This is a genomic window from Vibrio toranzoniae (assembly GCF_024347655.1).
GTDB classification, from domain to species: Bacteria; Pseudomonadota; Gammaproteobacteria; order Enterobacterales; family Vibrionaceae; genus Vibrio; species Vibrio toranzoniae.
Genome location: NZ_AP025514.1, coordinates 3014459 through 3029366, shown reverse-complemented (window position 1 = coordinate 3029366; position 14908 = coordinate 3014459). Strand labels below are relative to the sequence as shown.

General features: G+C 44.0%; 15 protein-coding genes. 12 read left to right on the top strand and 3 right to left on the bottom strand.

Going from position 1 to position 14908, the window contains the following annotated elements; translation table 11 throughout:
- Positions 1-6: 6 nt before the first annotated feature.
- Entirely contained in the window at positions 7-609 is a 603-nt protein-coding gene (rsmD, locus tag OCU50_RS13790) for a 16S rRNA (guanine(966)-N(2))-methyltransferase RsmD (protein WP_060468834.1), read from the bottom strand.
- Positions 610-839: 230 nt separating this feature from the next.
- On the opposite strand from rsmD, the gene ftsY reads away from it, so the two are divergent.
- The 6 genes from ftsY to glpG all read left to right on the top strand — a co-directional run bounded on the left by ftsY (position 840) and on the right by glpG (position 6514).
- Positions 840-2120, top strand: a complete 1281-nt coding sequence (ftsY, locus tag OCU50_RS13785) for a signal recognition particle-docking protein FtsY (RefSeq protein ID WP_060468833.1) — start codon at positions 840-842, stop codon at positions 2118-2120.
- 76 nt (positions 2121-2196) lie between these two features.
- Positions 2197-2874, top strand: a complete 678-nt coding sequence (gene ftsE / locus OCU50_RS13780; protein ID WP_017055520.1) for a cell division ATP-binding protein FtsE — start codon at positions 2197-2199, stop codon at positions 2872-2874.
- Entirely contained in the window at positions 2861-3829 is a 969-nt protein-coding gene (gene ftsX, locus OCU50_RS13775) for a permease-like cell division protein FtsX (protein WP_060468832.1), read from the top strand. The genes ftsE and ftsX overlap by 14 nt, the downstream gene beginning before the upstream one ends.
- 177 nt (positions 3830-4006) lie before the next feature.
- Complete coding sequence (gene rpoH / locus OCU50_RS13770; RefSeq protein WP_017055518.1) at positions 4007-4864, top strand: RNA polymerase sigma factor RpoH; 858 nt, start codon at positions 4007-4009, stop codon at positions 4862-4864.
- A gap of 426 nt (positions 4865-5290) precedes the next feature.
- Entirely contained in the window at positions 5291-5614 is a 324-nt protein-coding gene (gene glpE, locus OCU50_RS13765) for a thiosulfate sulfurtransferase GlpE (RefSeq protein WP_046224926.1), read from the top strand.
- 54 nt (positions 5615-5668) lie between these two features.
- Positions 5669-6514: a rhomboid family intramembrane serine protease GlpG gene (gene glpG, locus OCU50_RS13760; RefSeq protein ID WP_060468831.1), complete on the top strand. Its 846-nt coding sequence runs from the start codon at positions 5669-5671 to the stop codon at positions 6512-6514.
- Between the two features lie 76 nt (positions 6515-6590).
- Here the strand turns inward: glpG and OCU50_RS13755 are convergent, their stop codons facing one another.
- Complete coding sequence (locus tag OCU50_RS13755) at positions 6591-6998, bottom strand: flagellar basal body-associated protein FliL (RefSeq protein WP_060468830.1); 408 nt, start codon at positions 6996-6998, stop codon at positions 6591-6593.
- A gap of 161 nt (positions 6999-7159) precedes the next feature.
- Between OCU50_RS13755 and OCU50_RS13750 the strand changes: the two genes are divergently transcribed.
- Both OCU50_RS13750 and ubiA read left to right on the top strand, forming a co-directional pair.
- On the top strand, positions 7160-7699 hold the full coding sequence (locus tag OCU50_RS13750; RefSeq protein ID WP_167346769.1) for a chorismate lyase: 540 nt from the start codon (positions 7160-7162) through the stop codon (positions 7697-7699).
- Positions 7700-8554 carry a 4-hydroxybenzoate octaprenyltransferase gene (gene ubiA / locus OCU50_RS13745; RefSeq protein ID WP_060468828.1) on the top strand — a complete coding sequence of 285 codons (855 nt, stop codon included), beginning with the start codon at positions 7700-7702 and terminating at the stop codon, positions 8552-8554.
- Between the two features lie 104 nt (positions 8555-8658).
- Here the strand turns inward: ubiA and plsB are convergent, their stop codons facing one another.
- Positions 8659-11082, bottom strand: coding sequence for a glycerol-3-phosphate 1-O-acyltransferase PlsB (plsB, locus tag OCU50_RS13740; RefSeq protein WP_060468827.1), 2424 nt, complete (start codon positions 11080-11082; stop codon positions 8659-8661).
- A gap of 219 nt (positions 11083-11301) precedes the next feature.
- On the opposite strand from plsB, the gene OCU50_RS13735 reads away from it, so the two are divergent.
- The 4 genes from OCU50_RS13735 (at position 11302) to dinF (ending at position 14840) form a co-directional block, all read left to right on the top strand.
- The gene (locus tag OCU50_RS13735) at positions 11302-11664 is read left to right on the top strand and encodes a diacylglycerol kinase (RefSeq protein WP_060468826.1); all 363 of its coding nucleotides are present in this window, start codon (positions 11302-11304) and stop codon (positions 11662-11664) included.
- A 94-nt stretch (positions 11665-11758) separates the two neighbouring features.
- Positions 11759-12379 carry a transcriptional repressor LexA gene (gene lexA, locus OCU50_RS13730; protein ID WP_060468825.1) on the top strand — a complete coding sequence of 207 codons (621 nt, stop codon included), beginning with the start codon at positions 11759-11761 and terminating at the stop codon, positions 12377-12379.
- A 97-nt stretch (positions 12380-12476) separates the two neighbouring features.
- Positions 12477-13355 (top strand): class I SAM-dependent methyltransferase, encoded by an 879-nt coding sequence (locus OCU50_RS13725; protein WP_060468824.1) that lies wholly within the window; start codon positions 12477-12479, stop codon positions 13353-13355.
- Between the two features lie 129 nt (positions 13356-13484).
- Positions 13485-14840: an MATE family efflux transporter DinF gene (dinF, locus tag OCU50_RS13720; protein ID WP_060468823.1), complete on the top strand. Its 1356-nt coding sequence runs from the start codon at positions 13485-13487 to the stop codon at positions 14838-14840.
- Positions 14841-14908 lie beyond the last annotated feature (68 nt).

The window sequence follows — 14908 nt, the reverse complement described above, 5'->3', positions numbered from 1 at the left end:
TAACTCCTATTCTTCAGTCGTTCGATTGAACAGTCGGTAACTCGACTGGCCAGTCGTCTTATCGCGATGCAATTCCCAGTTTTCTGGCATAGCTTCGAGTTGCAGCTCTTTCTCTGTTTCGACGTAAATAATGGCATCATCTGCAAGCCAGCCATTGCTCTCAAGCAGTTGTACTGTCTCTGCTAGTAAGCCTTTACGAAATGGCGGATCGAGAAAAACCATATCGTAAGGAGTTCCAGGTTTCTTTAGAAAAGAGATAGCATCAGTGTTCACTACGTTGATGTTGTCTGCTTTGAGTTCTTTAGCATTATCAGAAAGCTGCTTGGCGGCCTTTTGATTCATTTCGAGCAGCGTCACCATTTTTGCTTGGCGAGACGCTGCTTCAAAACCTAGGCCACCAGAACCGGCAAATACATCCAAGCACGTCGAGTGTGGGATATCTTGTGCAACCCAGTTAAAGAGTGTTTCTTTTACTCGGTCAATGGTTGGGCGTAAGCCTTCTAAATCATGAACAGGCAGTTTTCTTCCTCTCCATGAGCCACTAATAATTCGAACAAAGCCCCCGGATGGCTTTTTTTGTGATGTGTTTTGCTGGCGACGTCTTACCATAGATTTTTTGACCGCTAATAAAGTGATACTATACCGAGCCCAATTTAAGTGGGTTCGAGTATTAAATAAATTTGCAATGACAAAGTGTATCAAGCTAAAAGCAAACTTATCACTGCTTTGTCATTTTTCTTTACTATTCGTTTGTACAAGATTGTATTGTATAACAATAGCAAAGAGTCGACGTGCATTAAGTCAATACAGTTAATTAGTAGATCTAGGGAACTCCTCGGATGACGGAAAAAAAGAAGCGCGGATTATTATCGTGGCTTGGTTTTGGTGAAGAAGAACAAAGCCCAAAAACGCAGAATGAAGCGAACGTAGAAAACGTTGAAGAGCAAACTGAAGTTGAATCACCAGTCGAGGCTGAGCAGGTCGCGCCTGAAACTGAAGTCGCTAAGCCAGTGGAATCTAAGATAGTTGAATCTAAGCTTGCTGAATCAGAGCAAGCGCTTGAAGATACTCAAGAAGAGCAGCAACCTGTTCCCGCAGAAGCAGAAGCAGAAGCAGAAGCAGAAGCAGAAGCAGAAGCAGAACAGGAAGAAGAAGTAGCTCCTCAAGCTAAGGTTGAAGAAGTGCAAGAGAAGCCAACAGAAAGCTTCTTTGCTCGCCTTAAGCGCAGCCTTAGTCGTACTAAAGCAAACATTGGTGCTGGCTTCTTTGGCTTGTTCAAAGGCAAGCAAATTGATGAAGAGCTGTTTGAAGAGCTAGAAGAGCAACTTCTGATCGCTGATGTGGGTATGAATACCACCGTTAAGATCATTGAAAATCTGACAGAAAAAGCATCTCGCAATGACCTAAAAGACGGTGAGGCGCTTTATGGTCTGCTCAAAGAAGAGATGGCAGATATCTTAAGCCAAGTGGAACAGCCATTGGTTGTTGATACGACTAAAACGCCTTACGTTATTTTAATGGTCGGTGTGAATGGGGTGGGTAAGACAACCACCATCGGTAAGCTGGCGAAACAGTTCCAGAGTGAAGGCAAGAAAGTGATGTTAGCGGCGGGTGATACATTCCGTGCAGCAGCCGTTGAACAGCTTCAGGTTTGGGGGCAGCGTAACGATGTGCCGGTTATCGCTCAGCACACAGGTGCGGACAGCGCGTCTGTTATCTACGATGCGATTGAAGCCGCGAAAGCACGTGGTGTCGATGTTGTGATTGCTGATACAGCCGGTCGTTTGCAGAACAAGAGCAACTTGATGGAAGAGCTACGCAAAATTGTTCGTGTAATGAAGAAGATTGATGACTCTGCACCGCATGAAATCATGCTAACACTAGACGCTGGGACTGGTCAGAATGCTATCAGCCAAGCAAAACTATTCAGTGAAGTCGCACCGGTAACGGGGATTACGCTCACTAAGCTAGATGGTACGGCGAAAGGTGGTGTGATTTTCTCAATTGCAGACCAGTTCCAGATTCCAATTCGTTATATTGGTGTCGGTGAAGGTATCGATGACTTACGTCCATTTGAGTCGAAAGACTTCATTGAAGCACTATTTAGTCGTGAAGAATAACGCGTGTGGCAGATGGTTTATTCTTAACCGGCTACCGTTTTAAATTTGATATGAGTGATCGTAAGAGGAATTTTCGGTGATCAAATTTCAGCAAGTGAGTAAAGCCTACCGAGGCGGACGACAAGCGCTCCAAAAAGTGGACTTTCATCTTAAACGTGGAGAGATGGCTTTTTTGGGTGGGCACTCTGGAGCTGGTAAAAGTACCTTGCTGAAGTTGATATGTGCGATAGAACGTCCAACCGATGGGCGTGTGTGGTTTAACGATCACGATATCACTCGTATCCCAGCCAAAGATATTCCGTTTTTACGTCGTAACATAGGAATTGTCTTTCAAGACCACCGCCTACTGATGGATCGTTCTATTTTCGATAACGTCGCCCTGCCGATGCGTATTGAGTCTATTTCTGAAAATGAAGTAAAACGCCGAGTCAGTGCTGCACTAGATAAAACCGGACTACTAGACAAGGCCCGTTGTTTGCCAAGCCAGCTTTCTGGTGGTGAACAACAACGCGTGGGTATTGCTCGCGCCGTGGTTAATCGTCCTACTCTACTGTTAGCGGATGAGCCAACAGGTAATCTAGATCCTGAGTTATCGAATCGTGTGTTGAGATTGTTTGAAGAGTTCAACCGCGCGGGTGTCTCGATTATCCTAGCGACGCACGATATCGGGTTAGTGAATACTCGCCCTCAATATCGTCACCTGGAGTTAAACCAAGGCTTTTTGAGTGAGGTTGAAGATTATGGCCGCGAATAAGCGTATCAAGAAACCTCAATCCAACCGAGCTAAAACCCGCACTTCAAGTGACGGATTTTTTGTTGTTCACTGGAAGCAAGCCAAGTCATCGTTCTCACAAATGTGGCAACGTCCGCTGGGTAATTTGCTTACGTTAGCGGTGATCTCAATGGCGCTGACAATGCCTGCTTGCTTATATTTGTTAGGAAAAAACGTTGGTGAAGTAGCTCAAGACGTCACAAGCCCGTCACAAATTAGTGCTTATGTGGAGGATAGTATCCCTGAGCCTAGGGTGATGGTACTTAAAGATGAAATAGAAAATTGGGATCAAGTTGACCGGGTGGAATACATTTCTCCACAGCAAGGGCTTGAAGATCTTAGCCAATACTCTGGTTTTGAAGATGCTCTGACTGTCCTAGACGATTATTCATTGCCAGGCGTGTTGGTGATTACACCAAATGTGCACAGCGATACCTTAATTAAGGGGTTGGCAAGTACCGTTAAAGAACAAGAGTTAGTGACCGATGTCCGTTTAGACGAAGATTGGCTAGCTAGATTAGATGCTATTAAAGCCTTAGCGGCTGTCATTGTTATTACCTTAACAGTCTTGATGTTAGGCGCAGTATTTCTGATTATTGGTAATACATTGCGATTTAATGTGTTGGCACATAAAGAAGAGATTCAAACCATGAAGCTGATTGGTGCGACCGATAGCTACATTCTTCGACCATACCTGTACGCTGGCATGTGGTTTGGTGTATTAGGTGCGATTAGCGCTTGGGTCATGACGGCATTGATTACTGTATTGCTGAACAGTGCCGTTGACGATTTAGCGCAGCTTTATGATAGCCACTTTAGGTTAATAGGCCTGAGTTGGGATGAGTCTTTACTGCTTTTGATCGTTGGAACCTTGCTTGGTAGTGTGGCTGCGAAGCTCTCTGCGCAGCGTCACCTAAAAGAAATTGAACCAGTTTAGGAAAATAGAGTCATAATTAGACGAAAAATAGGCACTTCTTAACCAGACTTTGCCTTGTATAGAAGAATTGATTATGCATAATTACTTCCCCCGCCTTGAAACCTGTTCATTTTAGGTTCAAGATTGTTGGGTTTTAATAGATGTATTACTCCAGATCAGAGATTGATGAGGAACCGAATGGCAAACCAAGCGTATCAAATGGCTTTAGTCACACAAGATAGTTTAGATAGCTATATCCGATCAGCGAACAGCTACCCAATGCTGACGCCTGAAGAGGAACGTGGACTTGCAGAGCGATTACATTACAAAGGTGAGATCGATGCTGCGAAAGGTTTAATCCTTTCCCACTTACGATTCGTGGTACACGTTGCAAGAGGCTACTCAGGCTACGGGCTGCCAATGGCCGATCTCGTTCAAGAAGGTAACATCGGCTTGATGAAGGCTGTTAAGCGCTTCAACCCAGAAGTTGGTGTTCGACTGGTCTCTTTTGCTGTTCACTGGATCAAAGCTGAGATTCATGAATACGTGTTGCGTAATTGGCGTATCGTTAAAATCGCAACCACTAAAGCACAGCGTAAATTGTTCTTTAACCTTCGTAAGTCTAAAAAGCGCTTAGGTTGGTTCAATAACGGTGAAGTTGAGACCGTTGCTCGTGAATTGGGAGTTGAGCCTTCAGAGGTTCGAGAAATGGAATCTCGTTTAGCGGCCCAAGATGCTACGTTTGAAGCGCCAATGGACGACGACGACGGTGGCTCTGCTTATACTGCCCCTGTTTACTACCTAGAAGACAAAGCGTCAGACGTTGCTGAAACGGTTGAAGCGGCTAACTGGGAATCACACACCAACAATCGTTTAGGGCTAGCATTGGCAAGCTTAGATGAGCGTAGTCAGCATATTGTGCGCTCACGTTGGTTAGATGATAACAAAGCAACACTGCAAGATTTAGCGGATACCTACAGTATCTCTGCAGAGCGTGTTCGCCAGTTAGAAAAAAATGCTATGAAGAAGTTGAAACAAGCCGTTGGCGATTTCTAATAGTATCTAGCTTCTATCTAATAGTAGAGCTAGCAAGCTAAATTTTGAAAAGGCCGGGATCGAGAGATCTCGGCCTTTTTGTTTCGGATCGATTTCTCAAATTTTGCGATCGAAATTTGCAAAATGATTTTGTGGATAACTCTGTGAAAAGTTTATTCGTCAACTGTCTAAAAGCAGGGTGTAGTAAGGCTTTGAAGGGGTTTTAGTGGTGGGGATATGTTTCAACTAACCCACAGTTAGATCAGGATCATTACTACATGTTGTGGATCTATTTTTTAAAAAACACTTTATTCACGCAATCCACAGGTTTATCCACAAACGGTGTAAAAGTGATCGTTGGTGGATAACCTTATTAAGTGGATGTGATTGTTGGCCTTGGGATAGGTTACAATGGCAGCAAAGTAAATCAGCATAAAAGAGAGAGTCATGGACCAGTTTAAACATATCGACGTTAAAGGCGCTCAAGCCCTCATTGAACAAGGCGAAGCTCGACTTGTCGATATACGTGACCCGCAGTCATTTGCGGTTGCTCACTCAAAAACCGCTTACCATCTTACGAACGATACGATGGTGTCCTTTATGGATGAAGTCGAGTTCGAACAGCCTATTTTGGTGATGTGTTATCACGGTATTAGTAGCCAAGGTGCTGCACAATATTTAGTGAACCAAGGCTTTGAAGAGGTATATAGTGTTGATGGCGGCTTTGAAGCTTGGCATCGTGCTGAACTTCCAGTGATCGCTGGGTTATAGCCTTTAGTACTTTAACCACTTTAAGCGTCTCTATAGCATGAATAGGAAATAACAATGATTAGATTGATGGTGTTAGACAACCCGCGTCTTGCTCAAGCATTTATTGATTACATGGCTTCTCGCCAGATCCCTATTCAAATGTCTCCTGAAGGTGAGGGGCGTTTTGCTCTTTGGCTGACGGATAGTCAGTATCAGGTCGAGACGGAATCAGAGCTCAATCGTTTCTTGTCTGAGCCAAACCATAAACGCTACCAAGCAGCGTCTTGGGATATGGCGGAAACCAGAAAGAGCAATTTTCATTATCACACCCCGAGTTTCATGGGCATGATAAAAGCAAAAGCTGGCCCAGTGACGCTCAGCATCATGCTGGTATGTGTGGTTATTTTTGCTCTGCAGCAGATAGGCTTCGGTCAGGCGATTTTCAATGCCTTACATTTCCCAGCGCTTGATGGCCAACAATGGCAGTTGTGGCGTTGGTTGAGTCATGCTGTTTTGCACTTCTCTGTTATGCACATCGCATTTAATATTTTGTGGTGGTGGCAGTTAGGCGGAGACATCGAGAAAAAGCTAGGCGGCTTCAAGTTACTTCAGATCTTTGCTGTCTCTTCTGCGCTTTCTGGCGCTGGGCAATATTGGGTTGAAGGTGCGAACTTCGGTGGCCTGTCTGGTGTGGTATATGCTTTGGTTGGTTATCTCTGGGTTGTTGGTGCGAAGGCTCCACAATTTGGTTTGGGTATCCCAAAACAGATCGTCGGCTTTATGTTAGTGTGGTTAGTTCTTGGGTACATGCAGCCGTTCATGGCGATCGCAAATACTGCTCACTTGGCAGGTTTAGTCGCAGGTGTGATTATCGGTTTAGTTGATTCCATGAAAGCGCCTAGCTCAGCAAGGAGCGAGTGATTAGTTACCGACAACTGATAGATACCAAAAAGCGGCCAGGTGAGCCGCTTTTTTATTAGGATTCGTTTTTACATCGTTACTGATAAAGATATTTGGTAAACAGTAAGTCAGCAATGAGGGTTTTCCCCGTTTCAGGCAGCAGAATCTTGTTGAGGTGTTCAACTAAGGTCTTTCTCAAATCTTCACGGCCAGACAGAGATTTAATTGTTTCTTCGTTTTGTTTACCAAGCAATTCAATCACGGCATCGCGAATTAATGGTTGGTGATGCTCAATGGCAGCTAGATCATTGCTGTTCGCAACCATGATATCGAGGCGTACTTGGATATAGCCCAGTTTTTTACCTTTAGTATAAAAGTTGGTTGTCAGGTCTGGTTCTAGCGTGAAGTAAGCGAGTTTAGATATAGACTCCTCTTCAGCAAAACTTGATGCTGAAAAGAGTAGGCTAATCGCAAGAAATACTTGGGCTACATAACGTTTGTGCATATTTGTGACTTTTCTTTAGTTTATTCGCGATATTCGAAACGCGTTTGTCTTGTTACAATGAGCGGTCTAAATCTAAATACGTTTACAATTCAACAGCGCTTTGAGTTTGTTCGAAAATTGAAGCTTTATTGTACGTGTAAAGTCACCTATTGAATACTAGTATGAATCAGCCAATATCGCTGTATCTTAATTCGTTAATGAATGTAGATTGGCAAAACACAGAAATATTTGATTTTCCTAATGAAAACGCCAAAGAGTGGCTTATGGAGCAAGGATCTCTTTCTCGCAAATTAGGAAGGAGCTGCCAGCACTTATCGGTTGAGTTGCTTCATAACCAAGTTGTAGATCAATCAATGCTGCAACCCGATGAGGAACAGCTTTTATCATCGTTTGATTGCTTACTACGTAAAGTGATTTTAAAAGGTGATGATGCGCCGTGGGTACTAGGTCGAACCTTAATTCCCAGAGTGACTCTAGAAGATAAACACTCAGACTTATCTCAACAAGGGAACGTCCCGCTCGGTCTCACCGTGTTTAATGCCGAAAACGTAAAACGAGATGCGTTGCAAGTTGGTTGGGTTATTGTAGGCGAAGAGCGATTGCTCGCTCGTCGTTCTCGTTTATGGATGAATCACAAGCCTATGCTCGTTGCAGAACTGTTTTTGCCAACATCCCCCATTTACTCTAAGGAGAGTGTGTAAATGCTTGCCACCAAAGCGAAGGCGTACTGGCAATTAACACGAATGAATCGCCCAATTGGTACTTTGCTACTTCTTTGGCCGACCTTGTGGTCGTTGATTATCGCCGCGCAAGGCATGCCTGACTTTGATGTTTTGATTGTTTTCGTCTTAGGTGTGGTGCTGATGCGTTCAGCTGGTTGTGTGATTAATGATTTTGCTGATCGTAAAGTAGATGGTCATGTAAAACGAACCAAGCAGCGTCCATTGCCTTCAGGTTTGGTTTCTAGTAGAGAAGCCATATTACTTTTTTTAGCACTGGCTGTGGTCTCATTCTTGTTGGTGCTAACTATGAACCCTCTGACCATCAAATTGTCTTTTATCGGAGTTGGCTTAGCTTTCATTTATCCGTTCATGAAGCGCTTTACCCATCTTCCACAATTGTTCCTTGGGTTGGCTTTCAGCTGGGCAATACCAATGGCTTGGGCGGCACAAACCAATGAGCTACCAAGTGTTGTTTGGTTTATTTTTATAATGAATGCATTTTGGACGATTGCCTACGACACACAATATGCCATGGTCGACCGAGATGACGACCTTAAGATTGGCATTAAGTCGACAGCTATTTTGTTTGGCCGGTTCGATAAGCTTATCGTTGGCTTTTTGCAGTTAGTAACACTGACGATGTTGATTGCTGTGGGCATGCATTACCATCTGGGTGATATCTTTTATTGGGCTCTGTTAGCGGTAGGGGGCTTGTTTGTGTACCAACAGCACTTGATGCGTCATCGCGACCGAGATCTATGCTTCCAAGCCTTCCTCAACAACAACTATGTTGGGATGGCAGTAACTGTCGGTTTGTTCATTACCTTCTGGTAAAACTTAGCTTTTTTGAGTTGCTTGACTCAAAATGAAAAGGCACCTATTTGGTGCCTTTTTTGATCGTTTCAGTCTAGTGATTAAAGCGAATATTAGCTGAAAGATTACTCTACTTGGTGGATGCTCTCTTGAATAGTAATACGCACTTCTGGGTAGAGCATAGAGTAAAGAAGTTTAGCGAATTGCTGAGTCTTTTCTAAATCACAGTTACCATCGTTATCTAGGTATTGTTGCTGTTTCAGTGTCGCGAACATCGATGCGAATACACCTTTGTCGAAGAACTCTGGAGCGTTGATACCATGTAAGCGACCAAGGCGCTGTGCAATGTCTTGGCTCTTTGTTTCCAGATCAGATTTATCCAGTTCAGGATTTTCTGCCAATAGGTTTAGAGCAATAGAGTAGCGCTGCAGCGTTTCTGTAATCGTACGACCTAATAGCATCAGTGCTTGGCTGTTTGATTGGTTGATGGTGACTTCGTTGTTTGACACAACAAGCATACCTTGGCTGACTAGCTCTTCAATGATGTTTGAAACCACACCTTCAAGCTTGTCTTCGTCGTAGCTTAGGAACAACTCTTTCTTCAAGAATGGGTAGAGTGCAGCAACATTCTTTTGAATAGCTTCAATCGATAGACCACGCTGACGAATCGTCATTTGAGCAATTAACGACGGTAGAGCGAACAAGTGAATGATGTTGTTACGGTAGTACGTCATCAGAATAGATTGGTGACGATCGAGTGAAACTATATCGCCCATTGAATCTGATTCGATCAGGAACTTGTTCAGTGATTCAGCGTGTTTGACCAGATCTTCAGCGCTGTCTTTTGGTACCGTGAATGTATTAGAGTAAGGTACATTTTTCAGCAAAGACAGATAACAGTTGATCTGAGAAACCAAAGAGTCACGAGATAATGCACGTTGTCGTGAAGCGAGTAGAGCGGTTGCACAAAGAGTTAGAGCGTTGGTCGCTGCTGCATCATTAATATGCGTCATCATCTTAGTTGCCAAACCATTAACCACTGGGTTCATCCATTGTGGTTTACCAGCCCCCATTGGGTCGATATCTTTGGTCCACTCTGGTGCGTGTTCGTTTAGATATTGGTTCAGTTGGATCGGCTCACCGAAGTTGACATAACCTTTACCAAAGTTGCGCAGTTTACGCAGAGTACGAATCACCAGGCTGGCGTTTTCTTTCTCTTTACGTTTGCCACGCAGCTCTTTGGCGTAAGTCGCTACTTCCATTACGTGTTCGTAACCGATGTATACAGGAACCAAAGTTACTGGGCGGTTCATACCACGTAGCATGGCCTGAATCGTCATCGCTAGCATACCGGTTTTAGCTTGTAGCAAACGACCAGTACGAGAACGGCCACCTTCACTGAAGTATTCTACCGAGTAACCTTTTGCAAACAGCTCTGCTAGGTATTCACGGAAAATAGTTGAGTACAGCTTGTTGCCTTTGAAGCTACGACGAATAAAGAACGCACCACCATGGCGGAAAATAGGGCCGGCAGGGAAGAAGTTCAAGTTGATGCCCGCGGCGATGTGCGGAGGCACCATGCCTTCATGATACAAAACATAAGACAACAGTAGGTAGTCCATATGGCTACGGTGACAAGGTACATAAACGATTTCGTGGCCATCTTGAGCCAGTTTTCGAACCGTTGAAGCATTGTTGATGTGTAGGCCTTGGTACAACTTATTCCATAGCCAACCAAGCACTTTCTCTCCACGCTTAATCAGTGAGTAAGAAAAATTAGCAGCAATCTCATCCATGATGTCTTGAGCTTCTTTGCTCGCTTTCTCGACCGAGATGTTCTTTGATTTTGCTTCATCTTCAATTGCCTTTTTGATCGCCTCTGACTTCAGTAGGCGGTTAAAAAGAGCTTGGCGGCTGGGTAGGTTCGGCCCTGATGCTGCTAACTTTTGGCGAGAGAAGTGAATACGCGCCACGCGCGCTAATTTATGAGCGATGGTGCTGTCGGTACCGTGAGAGTTAGCCATGTAACGTAAAGAAACCACAGGGCTAAAGCGAACTAGGCAGTCACGGCCTGCCAGCAATACGGCTTTTGATTTCTCTAAGCCATTCATTGCTTGTAGGTAAGGCTTCTGGTTATTCTCTCTACCGGGTTTACGTCCCCACAGCACAGTGGCAGGGATAACTTGAACATCAAGCTCAGAGTCTTCGGCATGCAGTGAAAGCAGCTCCGAGAAAACTTCAATTGAAGAGCTTGGTACATAATCATCGTCTTGCAGTAAAGTTTTGCGAGAAGAGATAAAAACGTAGCGTTGCAGTGATTTACCGTTGATTTCAAGCTTGCTCAACGGATCAGGTAGCCCCAATTCAAGTGCATGTTTTTGCAATGTAAGCATGTCTACACTTGAGCGAAACGGTAAGGCGTATACAATCGGTTTGCCTAAATCAATGTTCAAATCCTCAACCGGGTTTGAAGGGATTGATGTGCCTTTTACCAATAAGGATAAAGGTAGCTTCATTAATGAACGTGAAAAAGATTGTCCAGAAGACATATAGGTTCACTGCCTCAATAGTTATTTCAATGTGCTTAAGCGTATCGCTATTTCTATGATGAAAGGATAAATCCTATGAGTGAAATAGGGGTAAGCCTAGGCGTAAATTTAATCGATGCAAGAATACCAGAAACTGGTCTAACCTTTTAATGGAAATAGTCATATTGACGTTAAGTTTGTGGAAAATCATTCATCGACTGATTGAGTATAGAGTTAAAAATGACTAAAAAATCAAGCACAGGATTCAAACGTATCGTTAAAGCTGCAGGCTTTTCATGGCAGGGCATTACGAGTTCGTTTAAAAACGAAGCTGCATTTCGACAAGAAGTGTTGCTGGCAGCTGTACTTATCCCACTGGCGTTTTACCTAGACGTAAGCCAGGTTGAGCGAATCTTGATGATCTCTGCCATCGTATTGGTGATGGTTGTCGAGCTAATAAATACTGCGATTGAAGCGGTCGTTGATCGGATTGGTAGTGAACATCATGAGCTATCTGGAATGGCAAAAGATGTCGGTTCGGCAGCGGTTTTTATCTGTTTAGTGTTAGCGGGTTACGTGTGGCTAGATATATTGTTTTTGTAATTCGCTTAAAATGAACTAAAAACAACCAATTGCTTTGCTTTTGTTCAGTTACTGGATATACTCACAGTCAACTGTATAAAAAGACAGGTGAATCATGAAGCCGTTAACGCCCCGCCAGCAACAAGTCTTTAACCTTATCAAAAGTAAGATCGAAGATTCCGGAATGCCACCGACGCGTGCAGAAATTGCACGTGAATTAGGCTTCCGTTCTGCTAATGCAGCAGAAGAACATTTGAAAGCTCTTGCTCGTAAAGAAGCGATTGAGATTATCCCGGGTGCGTCTCGCGGTATTCGTATTTTGCTTGAAGATGCAGCAAACGAAGAACAAGGTTTACCATTAATCGGTCAGGTTGCCGCTGGTGAGCCTATTCTGGCTCAAGAACATGTAGAAATGCACTACCAAGTTGACCCTGGCATGTTTAAACCACAGGCTGACTTCTTACTCCGTGTAAATGGTGAAAGTATGAAAGACATCGGTATTATGGATGGTGATCTACTGGCTGTTCATAAAACTCAAGATGTTCGCGATGGTCAGGTTGTCGTTGCTCGTGTCGATGATGATGTAACGGTTAAACGCCTAGAACGTAAAGGTGCAACGGTTCTGTTACATGCTGAAAATGAAGAGTTTTCTCCAATCCATGTCGATCTAGCGTCTCAACACTTATCTATTGAAGGGCTCGCGGTTGGTATCATTCGCAACACCGACTGGATGTAATCAATGCAAATAGCTTATTGATATTTATTCTCAATAACTTGTTATTGTAATTGATATTCATTATCATCTTCTTTGTCGAGATACAAGGAAGATGATGATGCCAAACCCAACCAAACCTCAAATTAAGCCGCTTATTCGTAAGTCGCGCTCCTTTGATCAAAAGGCTGATTCTTATCAAGGGTCTGCACATCAAGAATTTCAAGTTCCGACGAATCTCGTTCAACATCTTTGGTTTCGCAGCCGCGAAAGTCTTGCCGATGATGGCTTGGTTTATGATCCTATCGGAGCGCAAGCCTGTAAGCGTTGCCAATTGGCACCAGAATGTCTTACCGGTGAACTCGACCAACAACAACTCCTTTATGCGACACTGACTCAACTTTGTGATTCTCAAGTTCAACAGTTCTTATCTCACAACTCAGATGCTTGGATTATTAACGTGGGAGCAGGGCTCGATACCCGTTTCTACCGTTTAGATAATGGCCGCTGTCATTGGGTAGAATTGGATGTAACGGAAAATCTAGTTTGGCGGCAACGCTTGTTCCACAAAAATGAACGCTATCGTTTAGAGTGCGGCTCTGTTGATGACCTAACTTGGTTAGATGAACTTAACATCCCAGAGCAAGCCTCAGTGATGGTGGTGTGTGAACATGCTCTGCTTGACTGTAATGAACAACAGGCCGCGCACTTTATTCAGTCTTTGAGCCGCTACTTTACTCATGCCCATGCGTGTTTAGTGTTAGCGGGAGACAAGAGTTCGAGCACTCTAGGGAAAAAACTTGGTTCTGGTGACTATGCACATGGCTTGTCTTCTCCAGTCGACAGTATTCTAAATTGGCTACCATGGGCCCAGTGGGTAAAAGCGTTTTCTCCACTAGACCAACAATGTAATCGTTGGAAGTTGTGGCAGCGATTATTGTGTAAGATCTCTCAGGTCAAAAAACGTTTAACTCCGCAATTAGTCCTCATCAAATGGTAATGCTAACAACTCTGCCCTTTAGAGCGCGTAATACACGCCTCGTTATAAGTAAAAGATAAGTAAAACCTCGCAACGTAGTGAAAGTACATCCACTAGGTTAAACTATCGCCTCTAATCGAAGAGGTGATCGTGAAGCTATCTAACTCCCAAACTATTTTTCAAACACTATCTAATCAAGCCGTGCATAAACAGGTGTTGTTACTCGCGATCCCGATGGTTCTTTCCAATATTACCGTTCCACTTCTGGGTTTAGTTGATGCCGCGGTTATCGGTCACTTAGCGCACTCCTGGTATTTAGGAGGTGTGGCATTAGGTGGCACCATGATTAGTGTAACCTTTTGGTTGCTCGGATTTCTGCGTATGTCGACAACGGGGCTCGCCGCGCAATCTTATGGGGCGAACGATGGCAAACAGCTTGGTTTGGTTCTCGTGCAAGGTGTGACCATGGCCTTGGGATTTGCTGGTGTCTTCTTGCTTTTACATAGCTTGGTCGCGGATCTCGTTTTCTCTTTAAGTAGTGCTAGTGAACAAGTGAAACACTACGGTCAGCAATATTTTTCAATTCGAGCGTGGAGTGCGCCCGCTGCACTAACTAACTTTGTAATTTTAGGTTGGCTACTCGGAACCCAGAATGCCAAAGCACCCATGTGGATGGTAATCATCACTAATATCACCAACATCGTTTTAGATATCGTATTTGTGATTGGACTCGGTTGGCAAGTTGAAGGCGCTGCGTTGGCATCGGTGATAGCGGACTATGCGGGTCTTACCTTTGGCTTAGTTTGTGTTTATCGAATCTGGATGAAGAGACAACTGCCTTCGCCATGGGATTTAGTTAAGAAAACCAGTCAAGGCTTGAGTCGTTTTGTCAAATTGAATCGCGATATCTTTCTGCGTTCATTGTGCCTACAAGCGACTTTCACTTTCATGACCTTCCAAGGCGCAAGCTTTGGTGATGATGTGGTGGCAGCCAATGCGGTACTGATGAGTTTCTTGATGATCATCTCTTATGGGATGGACGGCTTTGCCTATGCAATGGAAGCCATGGTGGGTAAAGCGATTGGCGCGAAAGATAAAGATGAGTTAAATCAGTCTTTGATTGGTACTTTCTTTTGGAGCTTCAATATTTGTTTAGTGCTCACTATCGTGTTCGCGATTGCAGGGTCTAGCTTGATTAATATGATCACCACAATCCCAGACGTTAAGAGCCAAGCTCAAGTGTATTTGCCGTGGTTGATTGCGATGCCGCTGGTTTCTATGTGGTGTTTCTTGTTGGATGGTATTTTTGTTGGAGCAACCAAAGGTAAGGATATGCGCAATAGCATGTTCGTTGCGACCTGCAGTTTCTTTGCGATTTTCTACTTAGCTTCAGGTTTAGAAAACCATGCGTTGTGGCTCGCGATGCTGAGTTTTATGGCGATGCGTGGGATTGGCCTTGGTGTTTTATTTGTTTGTCAGTGGAAGAAGGGTGAGTTTCTCGCTTAGCTTACTTAGGTAGCTCAGTTCAGAGAGCAATAAATAGAGGCTGTACAGGTAAAATAGCATTTAGAACA

Bases quoted from the DNA above. Each gene is read 5' to 3' on its own strand.
- rsmD (WP_060468834.1), bottom strand. From the start codon at position 609: ATGGTAAGACGTCGCCAGCAAAACACATCACAAAAAAAGCCATCCGGG.
- ftsY (WP_060468833.1), top strand. From the start codon at position 840: ATGACGGAAAAAAAGAAGCGCGGATTATTATCGTGGCTTGGTTTTGGT.
- ftsX (WP_060468832.1), top strand. From the start codon at position 2,861: ATGGCCGCGAATAAGCGTATCAAGAAACCTCAATCCAACCGAGCTAAA.
- rpoH (WP_017055518.1), top strand. From the start codon at position 4,007: ATGGCAAACCAAGCGTATCAAATGGCTTTAGTCACACAAGATAGTTTA.
- glpE (WP_046224926.1), top strand. From the start codon at position 5,291: ATGGACCAGTTTAAACATATCGACGTTAAAGGCGCTCAAGCCCTCATT.
- glpG (WP_060468831.1), top strand. From the start codon at position 5,669: ATGATTAGATTGATGGTGTTAGACAACCCGCGTCTTGCTCAAGCATTT.
- OCU50_RS13755 (WP_060468830.1), bottom strand. From the start codon at position 6,998: ATGCACAAACGTTATGTAGCCCAAGTATTTCTTGCGATTAGCCTACTC.
- OCU50_RS13750 (WP_167346769.1), top strand. From the start codon at position 7,160: ATGAATCAGCCAATATCGCTGTATCTTAATTCGTTAATGAATGTAGAT.
- ubiA (WP_060468828.1), top strand. From the start codon at position 7,700: ATGCTTGCCACCAAAGCGAAGGCGTACTGGCAATTAACACGAATGAAT.
- plsB (WP_060468827.1), bottom strand. From the start codon at position 11,082: ATGTCTTCTGGACAATCTTTTTCACGTTCATTAATGAAGCTACCTTTA.
- OCU50_RS13735 (WP_060468826.1), top strand. From the start codon at position 11,302: ATGACTAAAAAATCAAGCACAGGATTCAAACGTATCGTTAAAGCTGCA.
- lexA (WP_060468825.1), top strand. From the start codon at position 11,759: ATGAAGCCGTTAACGCCCCGCCAGCAACAAGTCTTTAACCTTATCAAA.
- OCU50_RS13725 (WP_060468824.1), top strand. From the start codon at position 12,477: ATGCCAAACCCAACCAAACCTCAAATTAAGCCGCTTATTCGTAAGTCG.